16 protein-coding genes and 1 pseudogene are annotated in these 15,879 nt (G+C 71.4%); 5 read left to right on the top strand and 12 right to left on the bottom strand.

Annotation, left to right across the window (positions count from 1 at the left end; all coding sequences use genetic code 11):
• Positions 1 to 44: 44 nt before the first annotated feature.
• Both ACFZBT_RS06165 and ACFZBT_RS06160 read right to left on the bottom strand, forming a co-directional pair.
• Positions 45 to 632 (bottom strand): sigma-70 family RNA polymerase sigma factor, encoded by a 588-nt coding sequence (locus tag ACFZBT_RS06165; RefSeq protein WP_184591349.1) that lies wholly within the window; start codon positions 630 to 632, stop codon positions 45 to 47.
• Between the two features lie 616 nt (positions 633 to 1,248).
• The gene (locus ACFZBT_RS06160; protein WP_003948568.1) at positions 1,249 to 1,860 is read right to left on the bottom strand and encodes a response regulator transcription factor; all 612 of its coding nucleotides are present in this window, start codon (positions 1,858 to 1,860) and stop codon (positions 1,249 to 1,251) included.
• A 380-nt stretch (positions 1,861 to 2,240) separates the two neighbouring features.
• Between ACFZBT_RS06160 and ACFZBT_RS06155 the strand changes: the two genes are divergently transcribed.
• A complete protein-coding gene (locus ACFZBT_RS06155) occupies positions 2,241 to 2,570 on the top strand; it encodes a WhiB family transcriptional regulator (protein ID WP_184591351.1) in 330 nt (109 codons plus the stop codon).
• A gap of 48 nt (positions 2,571 to 2,618) precedes the next feature.
• Here the strand turns inward: ACFZBT_RS06155 and ACFZBT_RS06150 are convergent, their stop codons facing one another.
• Entirely contained in the window at positions 2,619 to 3,515 is an 897-nt protein-coding gene (locus tag ACFZBT_RS06150) for a LysR substrate-binding domain-containing protein (protein WP_391098993.1), read from the bottom strand.
• Positions 3,516 to 3,595: 80 nt separating this feature from the next.
• Between ACFZBT_RS06150 and ACFZBT_RS06145 the strand changes: the two genes are divergently transcribed.
• The 3 genes from ACFZBT_RS06145 (at position 3,596) to ACFZBT_RS06135 (ending at position 5,925) form a co-directional block, all read left to right on the top strand.
• Positions 3,596 to 4,264, top strand: coding sequence for an MOSC domain-containing protein (locus tag ACFZBT_RS06145; protein WP_391098990.1), 669 nt, complete (start codon positions 3,596 to 3,598; stop codon positions 4,262 to 4,264).
• A 94-nt stretch (positions 4,265 to 4,358) separates the two neighbouring features.
• On the top strand, positions 4,359 to 5,132 hold the full coding sequence (locus ACFZBT_RS06140; protein ID WP_391098988.1) for an SDR family NAD(P)-dependent oxidoreductase: 774 nt from the start codon (positions 4,359 to 4,361) through the stop codon (positions 5,130 to 5,132).
• 85 nt (positions 5,133 to 5,217) lie between these two features.
• Positions 5,218 to 5,925: an ester cyclase gene (locus tag ACFZBT_RS06135; RefSeq protein ID WP_391098986.1), complete on the top strand. Its 708-nt coding sequence runs from the start codon at positions 5,218 to 5,220 to the stop codon at positions 5,923 to 5,925.
• A gap of 72 nt (positions 5,926 to 5,997) precedes the next feature.
• Here the strand turns inward: ACFZBT_RS06135 and groL are convergent, their stop codons facing one another.
• From groL to ACFZBT_RS06115, 4 genes are all read right to left on the bottom strand, one after another.
• Positions 5,998 to 7,623 carry a chaperonin GroEL gene (gene groL / locus ACFZBT_RS06130; protein ID WP_391098983.1) on the bottom strand — a complete coding sequence of 542 codons (1,626 nt, stop codon included), beginning with the start codon at positions 7,621 to 7,623 and terminating at the stop codon, positions 5,998 to 6,000.
• A 121-nt stretch (positions 7,624 to 7,744) separates the two neighbouring features.
• Positions 7,745 to 8,053, bottom strand: a complete 309-nt coding sequence (gene groES / locus ACFZBT_RS06125) for a co-chaperone GroES (protein ID WP_003974211.1) — start codon at positions 8,051 to 8,053, stop codon at positions 7,745 to 7,747.
• Between the two features lie 169 nt (positions 8,054 to 8,222).
• Positions 8,223 to 8,990: a polysaccharide deacetylase family protein gene (locus ACFZBT_RS06120; RefSeq protein ID WP_391098981.1), complete on the bottom strand. Its 768-nt coding sequence runs from the start codon at positions 8,988 to 8,990 to the stop codon at positions 8,223 to 8,225.
• On the bottom strand, positions 8,987 to 9,910 hold the full coding sequence (locus ACFZBT_RS06115; RefSeq protein WP_391098978.1) for a polysaccharide deacetylase family protein: 924 nt from the start codon (positions 9,908 to 9,910) through the stop codon (positions 8,987 to 8,989). The genes ACFZBT_RS06120 and ACFZBT_RS06115 overlap by 4 nt, the downstream gene beginning before the upstream one ends.
• A 90-nt stretch (positions 9,911 to 10,000) precedes the next feature.
• Between ACFZBT_RS06115 and ACFZBT_RS06110 the strand changes: the two genes are divergently transcribed.
• Positions 10,001 to 11,164: an SAM-dependent methyltransferase gene (locus ACFZBT_RS06110; RefSeq protein ID WP_391098976.1), complete on the top strand. Its 1,164-nt coding sequence runs from the start codon at positions 10,001 to 10,003 to the stop codon at positions 11,162 to 11,164.
• A gap of 11 nt (positions 11,165 to 11,175) precedes the next feature.
• Here the strand turns inward: ACFZBT_RS06110 and ACFZBT_RS06105 are convergent, their stop codons facing one another.
• The 5 genes and pseudogenes from ACFZBT_RS06105 to ACFZBT_RS06085 form a co-directional block, all read right to left on the bottom strand.
• Entirely contained in the window at positions 11,176 to 12,447 is a 1,272-nt protein-coding gene (locus ACFZBT_RS06105; protein ID WP_391098973.1) for a sigma-70 family RNA polymerase sigma factor, read from the bottom strand.
• A 254-nt stretch (positions 12,448 to 12,701) separates the two neighbouring features.
• On the bottom strand, positions 12,702 to 13,058 hold the full coding sequence (locus ACFZBT_RS06100) for a YciI family protein (protein WP_391098971.1): 357 nt from the start codon (positions 13,056 to 13,058) through the stop codon (positions 12,702 to 12,704).
• A 140-nt stretch (positions 13,059 to 13,198) separates the two neighbouring features.
• Positions 13,199 to 14,242 (bottom strand): LCP family protein, encoded by a 1,044-nt coding sequence (locus tag ACFZBT_RS06095; RefSeq protein ID WP_391098969.1) that lies wholly within the window; start codon positions 14,240 to 14,242, stop codon positions 13,199 to 13,201.
• 94 nt (positions 14,243 to 14,336) lie between these two features.
• Positions 14,337 to 14,495 (bottom strand): annotated as a pseudogene (locus ACFZBT_RS06090) (cellulose binding domain-containing protein); the annotation flags it as partial.
• A gap of 213 nt (positions 14,496 to 14,708) precedes the next feature.
• A complete protein-coding gene (locus ACFZBT_RS06085) occupies positions 14,709 to 15,797 on the bottom strand; it encodes a substrate-binding domain-containing protein (RefSeq protein ID WP_391098966.1) in 1,089 nt (362 codons plus the stop codon).
• Positions 15,798 to 15,879: the final 82 nt, after the last annotated feature.

The following is a 15,879-nucleotide window of genomic DNA, read 5'->3' as shown; positions in this document are numbered from 1 at the left end:
CCTGTTCAACCGAGGGCTGCTGAAGGGCTGCTGCTCGACGAGGACTACTGCTCGGCGAGGGCTCGCAGCCGGCTCAGCGCCCGGTGCTGCGCCACCCGGACGGCGCCGGGTGACATTCCCAACATCTGGCCCGTCTCCTCGGCCGTGAGCCCCACCGCGATACGCAGCAGCAGCAGCTCCCGCTGGTTCTCCGGCAGGTTGGCCAGGAGCTTCTTGGCCCATTCCGCGTCACTGCTCAGCAGCGCGCGCTCTTCCGGTCCCAGGGAGTCGTCGGGGCGCTCGGGCATCTCGTCGGAGGGGATGGCCGTCGAGCCGGGGTGACGCATCGCCGCGCGCTGCAGGTCGGCGACCTTGTGGGCGGCGATGGCGAAGACGAACGCCTCGAAGGGGCGCCCGGTGTCCCGGTAGCGGGGCAGCGCGAGGAGCACCGCCACGCACACCTCCTGGGCGAGGTCCTCCACGAAATGCCGGGCGTCGCCCGGGAGACGGGACAGCCGGGTGCGGCAGTAGCGCAGCGCCAGGGGGTGGACATGGGCGAGCAGATCGTGCGTGGCCTGCTCGTCCCCGTCGACGGCGCGGTGGACGAGCGCGCCGATCGCCCCTTGGGCATTGACCGCCTCGTCATCGCGCATCGGTCCATGGTGCCCTGCGGCCACCGGGTCCGCGGCACCGCGCCCGTTGTTGTGCACCGAAGCGTTATGAGCAGGTGCGCCGGAACTCATCCCCTGCGCCCTCCCCTTCCGCTCGACCGACTCGTCCCCGAGGAACTCCACACCCTCAAGGATGCGGCATCGGCGACGAAACAAGCAGCGGGCGCCCTGCGGACCCCTGGTCCACCCCCGCCCACCTGGCTTTCCGTACCCCCGCCACGACCGCTCCGACCCACGCGGCCGCCCCTGGGGCCTGCTGTTCGGACCATCCCCGGGTCGTGGGCCCCCACGGGCAAGCGTGGGCCCGGCTCTCGCGGGGGCGTCCACACGCCCCCGCTCCACGACCCGCGCCGGACAACCCGCCTCGAAGCCGGCGCCGACGCGATGCCGTCAGCTCCCTGCGACCCGATCCGAACGGCAGGCCCTAGGTCGTGTCCGCAAAGTCCCTTCGTCCGCCCGGAGGGCGGGCCTTGCGGCGGGTGCGCGCTCTCGGTGCGCCGGACGCGGTCCCTCGTACTGGGCGTACTCGGGACTGTGTGCGGTGCGGCGAGAGTGCGTGCCAGGCTTCGCGGGGCAGGAGGGACTTTGCGGACACGACCTAGCGCACCAGGCCCCACCGGAAGCCGAGCGCCACCGCGTGGGCCCGGTCCGAGGCGCCGAGCTTCTTGAACAGGCGCCGGGCGTGCGTCTTGACGGTGTCCTCGGAGAGGAACAGCTCGCGGCCGATCTCCGCGTTCGAGCGGCCGTGGCTCATGCCTTCGAGGACCTGGATCTCACGCGCCGTGAGCGTGGGCGCGGCGCCCATCTCGGCCGAGCGCAGCCGGCGCGGGGCGAGCCGCCAGGTCGGGTCGGCCAGGGCCTGCGTCACCGTCGCGCGCAGTTCGGCGCGGGAGGCGTCCTTGTGCAGGTAGCCGCGGGCACCGGCGGCGACCGCGAGCGCCACGCCGTCCAGGTCCTCGGCGACGGTGAGCATGATGATGCGCGCACCGGGGTCGGCGGACAGCAGCCGCCGGACCGTCTCGACGCCGCCCAGGCCGGGCATGCGTACGTCCATCAGAATCAGGTCCGAGCGGTCGGCCCCCCAGCGGCGGAGGACTTCCTCGCCGTTGGCCGCCGTCGTCACGCGCTCTACGCCGGGCACGGTCGCGACCGCGCGACGGAGCGCCTCTCGGGCAAGCGGGGAGTCGTCGCAGACGAGGACGGAAGTCATGACCGCCCTCCGCAGCTGATGCGCGTCACCTTGAGCCTCCAGGCTGGTACGGATTCGTCACCTGTGCGGTCGACCGTCTCGGACGCCTGTCCGAGCGCTTGTTCCTTCAACCGCCTCGCCCTCTCAACGACGGTCACTCGAAAGAGTTACGGGGTCGGCTGTCATCTTCGGCACTCTACGTGAGGGGGCGGACACGGTGCAGACATGCGCAGCAGACCCGCGAACTTTCATCACAACCTATGCCCCATTCAGACCCATTTCTTCCGCTTTGCCAGTGTCTGGAGCTAGATTCGCAATGAGTCATATTTTCATCTCCTTAGATCGTAGTTGTACGGTCGTAGACACCGGATCCGCCCAGAACGGCAACAAGGGGTCACGTAATGGCAGATTTCTCCCGCCTTCCCGGACCGAACGCGGACCTGTGGGACTGGCAGCTGCTGGCTGCCTGTCGCGGGGTGGACAGCTCGCTCTTCTTCCATCCGGAGGGCGAGCGCGGTGCGGCTCGGAGTGCTCGCGAGAACTCGGCCAAAGAGGTCTGCATGAGGTGCCCGGTACGCGCCGAGTGCGCAGCTCACGCCCTGGCGGTGCGTGAGCCGTACGGCGTGTGGGGCGGGCTGACCGAGGACGAGCGCGAAGAGCTCATGGGGCGGGCGCGCAACCGGCTGGTGTCGGCGTCGGCACCGGGCGGGCACACCGCCTCGCACCACTGAAATAACGTTTCTGCAGACAGACGCGCGCGTGCTTGCGCGTGGTTTTCGCTAGCGGACGGCCGCCCGCGCGAGCTGGTCCAGCGTCGCCGACACCGCCGGGACCTGTGCGAGGTCGGGCAGGGTGAGCGCGACGATCTCCCGCCGCACCGCCGGTTCCAGCGTCACGGTGCGCACTCCCCTGGGCCGCACCGACTCGACGGCCAGCTGGGGCAGTACGGCCACGCCCAGTCCGGCGCCGACCAGGCCGACCACCGCCGGGTAGTCGTCGGTGGCGAAGTCGATGCGGGGCGTGAAGCCGGCCGCCGCGCACACCTCGACCAACTGGCCGCGACAGCGGGGGCAGCCCGCGATCCACGACTCCCGCGCGAGCTCGCCGATGGCGACGGTCCCCGCACCCGCGAGCCGGTGCCGCTCCGGCACGAGGGCGACGAGCCGGTCCGACAGCAGCGGCCGTACGACGAGGTCGTCCCACTCCTTTGCACCCGCCGCGCCCTCGTAGCGGAAGGCGAGCGCCACGTCGCAGTCGCCCTCGCGCAGCAGGCCGACCGACGCGGGCGGTTCGGCCTCCTCCAGGGAGACGCGGGTGCCCGGATGTGCCGCGCGCAGGGCGGCGAGGGCCGTCGGTACGAGGGTGGAGCTGCCGCTGGGGAAGGAGACGAGCCGGACCCGTCCCGCGCGCAGCCCGGCGATGGCGGCGATCTCCTCCTCCGCGGCCGTGAGCCCGGCGAGGATCCCGGCGGCGTGCCGCACCAGCGCCTCGCCGGCCTGGGTCAGGCGCATCTCGCGCCCGGTGCGGATGAGAAGTGGCGTGCCGACGGAGGTCTCCAGGGCCTTCATCTGCTGGCTGACGGCGGGCTGGGTGCAGCCCAGCTCACGCCCCGCGGCGGAGAAGGAACCGGTGGCGGCGACGGCGCGCAGTACGCGGAGATGACGGGCTTCGATCACCCTTCGAGAATAAGCGACCCTTTGAATCCGAGACGAATAATGCGTCGCCGCTTTGAGACCCGGTCCCTTACCGTGCGGGTATGAAGCTTCTGTCTGTGAATCTGGGCCGTGCCCAGACCGTGCCGTACACGGACAACCCGGCGGGCGTGACCGGGATCGACAAGCGGCCGGTGGACGGGGCGGTGCGGGTGTCGGCGCCCGGGCCCAAGGGCATCGGCGGGAGCGGGCTGGCCGGGGACGCGGTGTGCAAGCTGGAGCACCACGGCGGCGACGACCAGGCGGTGTACGCGATGGCGCGTGAGGACCTGGACGAGTGGGAGCGCGAGCTGGGCCGGACGCTGGCCGACGGGGCGTTCGGCGAGAACCTCACGACCCAGGGGCTCGACGTGTCCGGCGCGCTGATCGGTGAGCGCTGGCGCATCGGGCCCGAGGTGGTCCTGGAGATCACCTCCGGGCGGATCCCGTGCCGTACGTTCCAGGGTCATCTGGAGGAGAAGCACTGGGTGAAGCGGTTCACCCGGCGGGGCGCGCCGGGAGCCTATCTGCGAGTGATCGAGCCCGGGGCGATCCGCGCGGGCGACGCCGTCGAGATCCTGCACCGGCCGGACCACGATGTCACCGTGGCCCTGCAGTTCCGGGCGGTGACCACCGAACGGACCCTGCTGCCGCGGCTGCTGGCGGCGGGCGAGGCGCTGCACCCGGAGGTGCTGCGCCGGGCGCGTGAGTACGTGGAGAAGAACGGGGCCTGACAGCGTCTCACCGCGATGGTCTCCACCGACCCTTAACCTGCGAAGGCCCCGTCCGGAAGCGGACGCACTCAGTCCGGGTCACTAACCTTCTGCCATGACAACGGCTCTGATTACGGGATCGACGGCAGGCATCGGGGCCGCGTTCGCGCGGCGACTGGCGTCCGACGGGCACAACCTGGTGCTGGTGGCGCGCGACACCAAGCGGCTCAGGGAACAGGCGACCGAGCTGCACGACGGGCACGGCATCGAGGCGGAGGTGCTGACGGCCGACCTGGCTCAGGACAAGGGCATCGAGGCGGTGGCCGCCCGGCTGGGCGACCGCAAGAACCCCGTCGACCTCCTGGTCAACAACGCCGGCTTCGGCAACAAGGGCCGCTATCTCGATGTCTCCATGGCCGATGAGCTGCGGATGCTCAAGGTGCACTGCGAGGCGGTGCTGCGGCTGACGTCGGCGGCGGCCGAGGGCATGCGGGAGCGCGGCCGGGGCGGCGTCGTCAACGTCGCGTCGGTCGCCGCGTTCGTCCCGCGGGGCACCTACGGTGCGTCCAAGGCCTGGGTCGTGCAGTTCACGCAGGGCGCGGCGCGCGACCTGGCCGGCAGCGGCGTACGGCTGATGGCGCTCTGCCCCGGCTTCGTGCGCACGGAGTTCCACGACCGGGCCGGTATGGGCACGGACAACATCCCGGGCTGGATGTGGCTCGACGCGGACAAGCTGGTGGCGGCGGCGCTGCACGATCTGGCCCGGGGCAAGACGCTGTCGATCCCGGATCCGCGCTACAAGGCGCTGATGGGTGCGGCGAAGCTGGTGCCCAGAGGGATGCTCGGGGCGGTGTCGTCCAGGACCGGGCGGAAGTACGGACCGCAGTAGGACCTGGGGTCAGGAGGCGACTGGCAGCTCCCGTTGGGACAATTGGAGCTGTTCCACCGGACCCAGGGGGGCCGGAGGCGAGGCCATGACCTTCGTACAGCTCATCGAATGCAGGACCAGCCGGCTCGACGAGATGAACCGGCTGATGGACAGGTGGGTCGAGCAGACCAAAGGGAAGCGGACCGCGTCGCACAGTGTGGTGGCGAAGGACCGGGCCGACGCGTCGCACGTGGTCGAGATCGTGGAGTTCCCGTCGTACGAGGAGGCGATGCGGAACTCCGGGCTTCCGGAGACCGACCGGATCTTCCAGGACATGGTGGCGCTCTGCGACGAGGCACCGACGTTCACGGATCTGGACGTGGTGCGGGACGAGCAGTTGTACGCGGCCGCCGCGCGCGGGTTCTTCGAGCAGGCGCCCGGGCAGGGTGCGGCGCCCCCGTTCAACGACGTGTTCATCGAGGACTACCACGACCACGATCCCGCCAATGTGCAGGATGTCATCGGGCTGGACGCGCTGCGGCGCGAGGTGGAGGTGTGGCGAGGCGGGTTCGACTTCTCGTTCACGATCGAGGACCAGCTCGCCCAGGGCGACCGGGTGTGCACCCGGTGGACCTGGAAGGGGCACCACAAGGGCGACTTCCTCGGGATTCCGCCGACCGGGAAGGACGTCACCATGACCGGGACGACCGTCCACCGGTGCACTCCGGACGGGAAGATCGCCGAGGGCTGGTGGCAGTACGACCGGCTGGGGCTGATGCAGCAGCTCGGGGCGCTCGATCCGCTGGAGTTGTGAAGCACCCGCACAAGGGAGAAGCCCCCGTTCCGCGCGAGGCGGAACGGGGGCTTCTGCTACGAGGTCGGTGCCTCAGTGGGCGTGGCCGTGGCCGTGGCCCGCGGCGGCCGGCTCCTCCTCTTCCTTCTTCTCGACGACCAGGGTCTCGGTCGTGAGGAGGAGGGAGGCGATGGAGGCGGCGTTCTCCAGGGCGGAGCGGGTGACCTTGACCGGGTCGATGACGCCGGCCTTGACCAGGTCGCCGTACTCGCCGGTGGCGGCGTTGAAGCCCTGGCCCTTGTCGAGCTCGGCGACCTTGGAGGTGATGACGTAGCCCTCCAGGCCGGCGTTCTCGGCGATCCAGCGCAGCGGCTCGACGGCGGCCTTGCGGACGACGGCGACACCGGTGGCCTCGTCGCCGGTCTTGCCGAGGTTGCCCTCCAGGACCTTCACGGCGTGGACGAGCGCGGAGCCACCACCGGAGACGATGCCCTCCTCGACCGCGGCGCGGGTCGCGGAGATGGCGTCCTCCAGACGGTGCTTGCGCTCCTTGAGCTCGACCTCGGTGGCGGCACCCACGCGGATGACGCACACGCCGCCGGCCAGCTTCGCGAGGCGCTCCTGGAGCTTCTCGCGGTCCCAGTCGGAGTCGGTGGACTCGATCTCGGCCTTGATCTGGGCGACGCGGCCCTGCACGTCGTCCTTGTTGCCGGCGCCGTCGACGACCGTGGTGTCGTCCTTGGTGACGGTGATGCGGCGGGCGGAGCCGAGGACGTCCAGGCCGACCTGGTCGAGCTTGAGGCCGACCTCCTCGGAGACGACCGTGGCGCCGGTGAGGACCGCGAGGTCCTGCAGCATCGCCTTGCGGCGGTCGCCGAAGCCGGGGGCCTTCACGGCGACGGCGTTGAAGGTGCCGCGGATCTTGTTCACGACGAGGGTGGACAGCGCCTCGCCGTCGACGTCCTCGGCGATGATCAGCAGCGGCTTGGAGGCGTTGGCCTGGATGACCTTCTCCAGCAGCGGCAGCAGGTCCGCGATGGCGGAGATCTTGCCCTGCGTGATGAGGACGTACGGGTCGTCCAGGACGGCTTCCATGCGCTCCTGGTCCGTCACGAAGTACGGCGACAGGTAGCCCTTGTCGAAGGCCATGCCCTCGGTGAAGTCCAGCTCCAGACCGAAGGTGTTGGACTCCTCGACGGTGATGACACCGTCCTTGCCGACCTTGTCCATGGCCTCGGCGATGAGCTCGCCGACCTGCTGGTCCTGGGCGGACAGCGCGGCGACCGCGGCGATGTCGGACTTCTCGTCGATCGGGCGGGCCGTGGCGAGGAGGTCCTCGGAGACGGCGGCGACGGCGGCGTCGATGCCCTTCTTCAGGGCGGCCGGGGAGGCGCCGGCGGCGACGTTCTTCAGGCCCTCGCGCACGAGCGCCTGGGCGAGCACGGTCGCGGTGGTCGTACCGTCACCCGCGATGTCGTTGGTCTTGGTCGCCACCTCCTTGACCAGCTGGGCACCGAGGTTCTCGTACGGGTCCTCGACCTCTACCTCACGGGCGATGGTCACACCGTCGTTGGTGATGGTGGGGGCGCCGAACTTCTTGTCGATGACGACGTTGCGGCCCTTGGGGCCGATCGTCACCTTGACCGTGTCGGCAAGCTTGTTGACGCCGCGCTCGAGGGCGCGACGGGCGTCCTCGTCGAACTTCAGGATCTTCGCCATGGGAGCGGTTCAGCCCTCTCGGAAAACGTGGGTGAAACGAACCGCGCCCCCGACGCCCGGCTTCATAAGATCGCGGGGGCCAGGGGCGCAGTTCACTGCAATGCTGGTAATGCGGGGTGAATTACTTCTCGACGATCGCGAGCACGTCGCGAGCCGAGAGGACGAGGTACTCCTCGCCGTTGTACTTCACCTCGGTGCCGCCGTACTTGCTGTAGAGCACGACATCGCCGACGGAGACGTCGAGCGGAAGACGGTTACCGTCCTCGAAGCGGCCCGGGCCCACGGCCAGGACGACGCCCTCCTGGGGCTTCTCCTTGGCGGTGTCCGGGATGACCAGGCCAGAGGCGGTGGTCTGCTCGGCGTCGAGCGGCTGGACCACAATGCGGTCCTCGAGCGGCTTGATGGCAACCTTGGAGCTGGTGGTCGTCACGATCCGACCTCCCCCTTCGGAGATCTCACGGGGTTAACTGTCTGAGGTGGCGACCAGGTGGATCCGTCGTCGCGGGTGCCGGACCTGCCCGTCGCTGTGTTGGCACTCTCCAGTGGTGAGTGCCAGAGCCGAGACTATGACCGCGATTAGCACTCGGTCAAGCGGACTGCTAATTGCCCGCGGCGCGTCGGCCGGGGAGTTCGTGTCGGAGGTAGTCCTCCAGCCGCCCCACCCGCAGCCCCCGCCCCTCGATCTCCCCCAGCAGCCGGACGGTCCGTTCCGTCGGCGACAGGGGCTCCGTCGGGGCCGATGGCACGGAGATGATGTCGCCGGGGCGAAGGCGCCGCTCGCCGTGGGTGTACGTCAGTTCGCCGTCGGCGGACAGGGACGCCCGCCAGAGGACGACCGCCGTGCTGCCGCAGTCGGCGGCGGCGCGCAGGGTCGCCCGGTCGTAGGTGCCGTAGGGCGGGCGGAAGAGGTGGGGGCGGACGCCGAAGCGGGTGCGGAGTTTGTGCTGCTGGCCGCAGATCTCGGCGCGCTGGCCGGCGTAGGGCAGGCCGCGCAGGGCCGGGTGGTCGAGGGTGTGGTTCTGGAGGGACGCGCCGACCGCGCGCAGCCGGGCGAGCCGGCCGTATCCGGGGCCCGCGACGCTGTCCGTGAGGAACAGGGTGACCGGAAGCCGCCGTTCGTGGACGAGGCCGGCGAAGGCGGGGTCGCGTTCGGCGCCGTCGTCGTAGGTCAGGAAGACGACCGGGTCCCGGGTGCGGACCCGGTCCACGACGGGCGGCAGAAGCGCCGGACGCGCGAGGGGGCCGGCCGCGGATGCCGGGTCCTGGCCCCGGCCGTCCGCTGCCGCCCGCTCCCCCGCCGCCCCGCCGCATCCGGCCAGCAGGAGCAGGCCCGCACAGAGCGCGGCGGCCGTCGGCAGCCGCCTCACAGGTAGTCCTCCAGCCGCCCCACCGCGTATCCCTCGGTCGTGACCTTGTTCAGGAAGCGGCGGATCATGTCGGGCATCGCGCCCTTCCACTGCTCGCGGCCCCGGAAGTGACTGAGGACGATGTCGCCCGGGCGCAGCCTCCGGTCCGCCTCGCGGTACTCCCAGTGGTCGGCGAAGACCTCCGCGTTCCACAGGGGCGCGTACTCGATGCCGCAGGCCTTCGCCGCGCGCAGGGTCGCCCTGTCGTAACTGCCGAAGGGCGGGCGGAAGAGGGTGGGGCGGGTGCCGTAACGCCGCTCGATGAAGCGCTGCATGCCGCAGATCTCGCGCCGCTGCGCGCGGTACGACAAACCCGGCATGTAGCGGTGCCAGAGGGTGTGGTTGTTCAGGACCACGCCCCTGGACTGCATCTGCCGGAAGTAGCGGTCGTCGTCCTTCACCAGGTAGCCGCTGAGGAAGGCGGTGTACGGGACGTCGAGGTCGCTCATCATCCGCAGGAACTCCGGGTCCTTCTCGGCGCCGTCGTCGATGGTGAGGAAGACGACCTTGTCCCGGGTGGGGATCGTGGTGAAGACGGGTGGCAGGTCCAGCTCCCGGTGGCCGTCCACCTCGAAGCCCTTACGGGTCCTGATCCTGGGCTTCTTCCCGGGAGCCGGCGGGGCCGCCAGCGGGACTCTCCGCAGCCCCCAGCGGTGCGCCGCGGCGATACGGGCGGCGTGCGCGGCGCGCAGCTTGGTGGCGTAGGAGTCGAGCGCGCGGGCCGGGGGCGCCTCGAGGGGCTGCTGACCGCCGGCCGGGGCGACCCGGCCGGCGTCCGTCTGCGCGCAGCCCGAGGCGATGGCGGCGAGGGCGAGCACGACGAGTCCGATGCGTACGCCGCCCGTTGCCCGTCTTTTGTCATTTTGTACGACTGCTCGCATGATGCCGGATCCTCGCAGTCGGCGGCCGCGAACCCGCCCCGACACCGCGGCCGACGGCACACCGTCCACCGACTGGCCCACAATGATCCGGTGAACGATCTCGCCCTCCTCCTCACCCCCGAAGGCCGCGCCCTCCTCGACGAGGTGCGGGACACCGACCCGGCGAAGGAGCTGGCCGTGGCGACGCGGCTGCGCCGGGCGCATCCCGCCGAGCTGGTGTCGGCGGCGCTGGGCCAGGCGCGGCTGCGGCAGCGGGCCGCGGTGAAGTTCGGGGCCGAGGACGCGGGGCGGATGTTCTTCACGCCGAACGGGGTGGAGCAGTCGACCCGGGCGAGTGTGGCGGCCTATCGCGCCCAGCGGATGAAGGACCTGGGGATCACCTCGGTCGCCGACCTGTGCTCCGGCATCGGCGGGGACGCGATCGCGCTGGCGCGCGCCGGGATCCGGGTGCTGGCCGTGGACCGGGACCCGATGACGGCCGCGGCGGCGCGGGCGAACGCCGACGCGCTGGGTCTCGCCGGCCTGATCGAGGTGCGGGAGGCCGATGTCACGGAGGTGGACACGACCGGCTACGACGCCGTCTTCGTCGACCCCGCCCGGCGCGGCGGCCGGGGCCGGATCTTCGACCCCGAGGCCTATTCACCGCCCCTGTCCTGGGCGGTGTCGGCCGCCCGCAGGGCCCCCCGGGCCGCCGCGCTGAAGATCGCCCCCGGCATCCCGCACGAGGCGGTGCCCGAGGACGCGGAGGCCGAGTGGATCTCCGACGGCGGGGACGTGAAGGAGGCGGTGCTGTGGTTCGGCACCGAGCCGGGGGCGGTCCGGGCCACCCTGCTGCCGGGCCCCCGCACCCTGCCCTCCCGCGGCCTGCCCGACCCGGAGGTCCGCCCACCCGGCCGCTTCCTGTACGAGCCCGACGGCGCCGTGATCCGGGCCCACCTGGTCTCCGAGGTGGCCGACCGGGTCGACGGCGGCCTGCTCGACGCGACCATCGCGTACGTCACGGCCGACACCCTGCGCCCGACCCCCTACGCCACCGCCTACGAGATCACCGACCATCTCCCCTTCAACGTCAAGAAGCTGAAGGCTTTGCTGAGGGAACGCCAGGTCGGCACGCTCACCGTCAAGAAGCGGGGTTCGGCCGTCGAGCCGGAGGAACTCCGCAAGAAGGTCAAGCCGCAGGGCCCGCACGCGGCCACGGTGTTCCTGACCCGGGTGGCGGGCGCACCGGCGATGCTCATCGGGCACCCCGCGTAGCCGGGACACCGTCAGGACTGTTCCGCCGCCCGGCGCAGCAGCAGCTCCCGCTCCCTCTCGTTCCGTGTCAGCGACGCCGCCCGTTCGAACTCGGCCCGGGCCTCCGCCGTTCGGCCCAGCCGGGCGAGCAGGTCGGCCCGGACGCTGGGGAGCAGGTGGTAGTCGCGCAGGGCGGGGTCGTCGGTCAGGGCGTCGACGATCGTCAGGGCCTCGGCCGGGCCCTCGGCCATGGAGACGGCCACCGCGCGGTTCAGCTCCACGACCGGGGACGGGGAGCGGGCGGCCAGCAGGCCGTACAGCACGGCGATGCGCGGCCAGTCGGTCTCCTCGTACGTGTACGCGTGCGCATGGCAGCCGGCGATGGCGGCCTGCAGCAGATACGGGCCCGGAGCGCCCGAGGAGGCGGCATCGGCTCTGCCCAGCGCCGCGACGCCACGGGCGATGAGCATGCGGTTCCAGCGGGCCCGGTCCTGCTCCTCCAGGAGAACCGGTTCACCGGAGGGGCCGGTGCGGGCCGCCGTGCGGGACGCCTGGAACTCCAGGAGCGCGGTCAGGCCGTGCACCTCGGACTCCTTCGGCATGAGCGAGGAGAGCACCCGGGCCAGCCGCAGGGCGTCCTCGCACAGGGACGGGCGGAGCCAGTCGTCGCCGGCCGTGGCGGCGTAGCCCTCGTTGAAGATGAGGTAGATGACGTCGAGGACGGAGCCGAGACGGGCCTCGCGGTCGGGTCCGGAGGGCACCTCGAAGGCGATGTTCCGCGTGGCCAGGGTGCGTTTGGCACGCACGATCCGCTGGGCGACCGTCGCCTCGGGGACCAGGAAGGCGCGGGCGATCTCGGCCGTGGTGAGGCCGCCGAGGAGGCGCAGGGTGAGGGCGGTGCGGGCCTCGGTGGACAGCACCGGGTGGCAGGCGGTGAAGACCAGGCGCAGCAGGTCGTCGTCGATGTCGTCGGGGTCCGCGGGCTCCTCGGGGGCAGACACGGTCGACAGATCGCGGCCGATCTCCGTCAGCTTGCGGGCGTAGTTCTCCCGTCGGCGGACCAGGTCGACGGCGCGGTTGCGGGCGGTGGCCATGAGCCAGGCGCCGGGGTTGTCGGGCACCCCGTCCCGCGGCCACTGCTCCAGGGCGGCGACCAGGGCGTCCTGCGCGAGTTCCTCGGCGATGCCGACGTCCCGGACGATCCGGGCGACGCCGGCGATGACGCGGGGCGACTCGATGCGGAAGACCGTTTTGCCGTGCCGGTGCCGCTCGGGTCCGGGGCGGGCTGCGCTGTCACAGCCCACATCAGACACCCTCGGCGGCACCCGTCCAAGCGATTCACTCAGTCAGACACCCACGGCAAGCCAGCCGGCAGCGACGCGGACCCGCACCCGCGCACGCGCGGAAGGGGCCGTGTCGGGGGGTGTCCGCCCGCAGCGGTTGTCGCGTCAACGAACAGTCAGTCGGCGTCCGACCCCATCGCGACGTTCCGAGGACGGACACCCCCCGACACGGCCCCGACCCACGACGAAACCGCAAGGCGCCAGGCCAGGCCCCGTCAGTCCTCGGTGATCTGCCGGACCTCAGCCGTGATCGTCCAGTAGTCCTCGTGCACGGACAGGAACCGCTTGGCCCACTCGATCGCCTTGGCCTTGTCCTTGCACTGGCTGATCGAGTAGCCGCCGATGACCTCCTTGGCCTCGGTGAACGGCCCGTCCGTGACGGACAGCCGACCGCCCTCCCAGGTCACCCGGCTGCCGTCCGAGCTCGGGGTGAGCCCGGCCGTGTCGAGCATGACCCCGGCCTTGGTGATCTCCTCCAGGAGCGCGCCCATCCGCTCCATGAGCTCGGGGCTCGGGCCCTCGGCCGGTGCGTTCTTCTCGTCGATGCGGATCAGGGTGAGAAAGCGCGGCATGGTGACTCCTCGGGTCCTTCGGAGCGGGGCCCTTCCCCGCTCTCATCCCTACGTCGATCGGGAGACCCCGGGATCGACACGGTCGCCGCGTTTTCTTCGAGATTCTTTTCCGGCTCAACCCTGAGCCACGTTCCCGCAGGTCAGCGCAGTGACTCCCACAGCCTCCCCGCCTCGGGCTCCTCGGCCACCACCCGGTTGAGGTCCGACGGCGCCCGCACCACCGGCATCGTCACCGTCCGCACCCGACTCGCCGACAGGCCCTGAAGGCTCTGCCCGAGCCGGGTCAGATCGGTCAGGGAGTCCAGGCCGGTGTCGGTGGTGAGGCCGGCGGTCACCGCGTCCGCGACCCGGTACAGCTTCGCCGGGTCGGTGAGCAGGTTCTGTGCGGCGATCCGCTCCAGCAGCGCCTTCACCAGCGTCTGCTGGAGGCCGATGCGGCCGAGGTCGCTGCCGTCGCCGATGCCGTGCCGGGTACGGGCCAGGGCGAGGGCCCGGGTGCCGTCCAGATGGTGGGTGCCCGCCTTCAGACGCAGATGGCTGTGGTCGTCGGCGATGTCCTCCTCGGTGGTGACGGTGACGCCGCCCAGCGCGTCCACGAGCTTCGCGAAGCCGGAGAAGTCGATCTCGATGTAGTGGTCCATGCGGACGCCGGTGAGCGACTCGGCCGTCTTCACGGCGCAGACCGGACCGCCCACCGCGTACGCGCTGTTGAACATGGACTGATAGGCCACCGCCGTCGCCCCTCCGGAGGAGCGCGGACAGGACGGGCGCGTGACCAGGGTGTCGCGCGGGATGCTCACCACCGTCGCGCTGGTCCGCCCGGCGTCGAGGTGGACGACCATCGCCGTGTCGGAGCGGGCACCCGAGCTGTCGCCGCCGCCGAGCCTCTGGTTCTCCTCGCCGCCGCGCGAGTCCGAGCCCAGGACCAGGATGTTGAGCGCCCCGCTGGGCAGAGCGGAAGCGGAGGGCGAGGGTGCGATCACCGGCCTCGGCGGGCGGTTGTCGCCCAGCGCGTTGTCGATGTCGATGCTCTTGATGTTGCTGTCGAGCTGCCAGTAGGCCCAGCCCGCCGCCGCGGCGGCCAGCATCAGCAGGGCCGTCAGGGTGAGGCCGGCGGTCCGCAGCGCGGTCGACCGCCGGCCCGTGCCTCTGCTCTCGTCGCCGTTCCCCTCGCGTCCCGTCACGCCAGGAACGTAAGTCCGAATTATTACGGGCAGGGCCCTCGCCGCGCCTTTTCTTCGGAAATTCTCAGACTTCGTGGGCCGGACGGGCCCGTTCTCACCCCAGTGTCACCACCAGCACCGGATTGCTCCCGCTCCACGAGCCGTTGAACCCGAACGTCACCGAACCACCATCCGGCACCGAACCGTTGTGCGAGGCGTTCACACAACTGACTGCCGCCCCCGACTGGGTGCAGCTCGCGTTCCAGGGCGGGGTGTCGGCGGCGTGTGCCGCGGGAGCCGCGACCAGCAGGGAACCGGCCGTCACGGCGCCGGCCGGCAGGGAGGTGACGAAGCCCGATCTCAGCGATCTCATGCTTGATCTCAGCGATCTCATCGCGATGCCTCCGAAAGTTTCGGTGGTGCAACCGATTGGCTTCGGAGGAGTGCGGAGACGCCCGCCCACCCGTCAAGCCCACCCGTCAATACGTCACCTTCCGGCCGGCGGCTCCCCCGTACTGCTGCGCACCACCAGGCTCGTCGCCAGCTCCACCCGGGTCGCCGCCGGGGAACCCTCGCGGCCCAGGTCGAGGACCAGCTTGGCCGCCGCCTCGGCCATCTCCGTCAGCGGCTGCCGTACGGTCGTCAGCGGCGGCCCGACCAGGGGCGCCACCGGCAGATCGTCGAACCCGACCACGCTCAGGTCCTCGGGGATGCGCAGCCCCAGTTCGCGCGCGGCCTCGTACAGCCCGAGCGCCTGGAGGTCGTTCCCGGCGAAGACGGCGGTCGGCCGGTCCGGGCGGCGCAGCAGCTCCAGGCCCCGCCGGTAGCCGGCCTCGTGGTGGAAGTCGCCGTCCGCGATCAGCCCGGGGTCCACCGGCAGCCCGGCCGTCTCCAGGGCGGCCCGGTAGCCGTCGACCCGGGCGCGGCTGCACATCATCTGCGAGGGCCCGGTGATCGCGCCGATCCTGCGGTGCCCCAGCTCGACCAGGTGCCGGGTGGCCGCGAGGCCGCCCTGCCAGTTGGTCGCGCCGATCGACGGCACGTCGGCGCCCGGGTCGCCGGCCGGGTCCATAACCACGAACGGGATGGAGCGGCTGGTCAGCAGCGCTCGCTGGGACGCGTCGAGCCCGGACAGCACCAGGACGACGCCGTGCGGGCGGCGCGCGGCGACCTGGTCGGCCCAGGTCCGCCCGGGGGTGAGCCGCCCGGCGCTCTCCGACAGCACCACACTCAGCCCGGCGTCCCGCGCCACGTTCTCCACGCCCCGGATGACCTCCATCGCCCAGGCGCTCTCCAGCTCGTGGAAGACCAGGTCGATCAGGGGCGAACGGGTCGCCTCGGCGCGGCGGCGCCGGTAGCCGTGGGCGCGCAGCAGGTCCTCGACACGGGCCCGGGTGGCCGGGGCGACATCGGCACGGCCGTTCAGGACCTTCGAAACAGTCGGCGCCGACACACCGGCCTCACGGGCGATCTCGGCGAGCGTCGCGGTCTGCGCGGTGCGCCCCTGCGTCCGGGTTTGCGTCCGGTCTTGCGTCCGGGTTTGCGGCCGGCTTTCAGCGGGCTCCGGGGAAGTCATGGCGGCGATCGTAACCCTGCGGGCCCTCTTGACGAAGTCCTCGTGGCGCCATAGGTTCCCGGAACATTCGGAGCACACATCG

The sequence above is a fragment of the Streptomyces sp. NPDC008137 genome (assembly GCF_042957035.1).
GTDB lineage: Bacteria > Actinomycetota > Actinomycetes > Streptomycetales > Streptomycetaceae > Streptomyces.
This window is presented reverse-complemented; position numbering and strand designations above follow the sequence as displayed.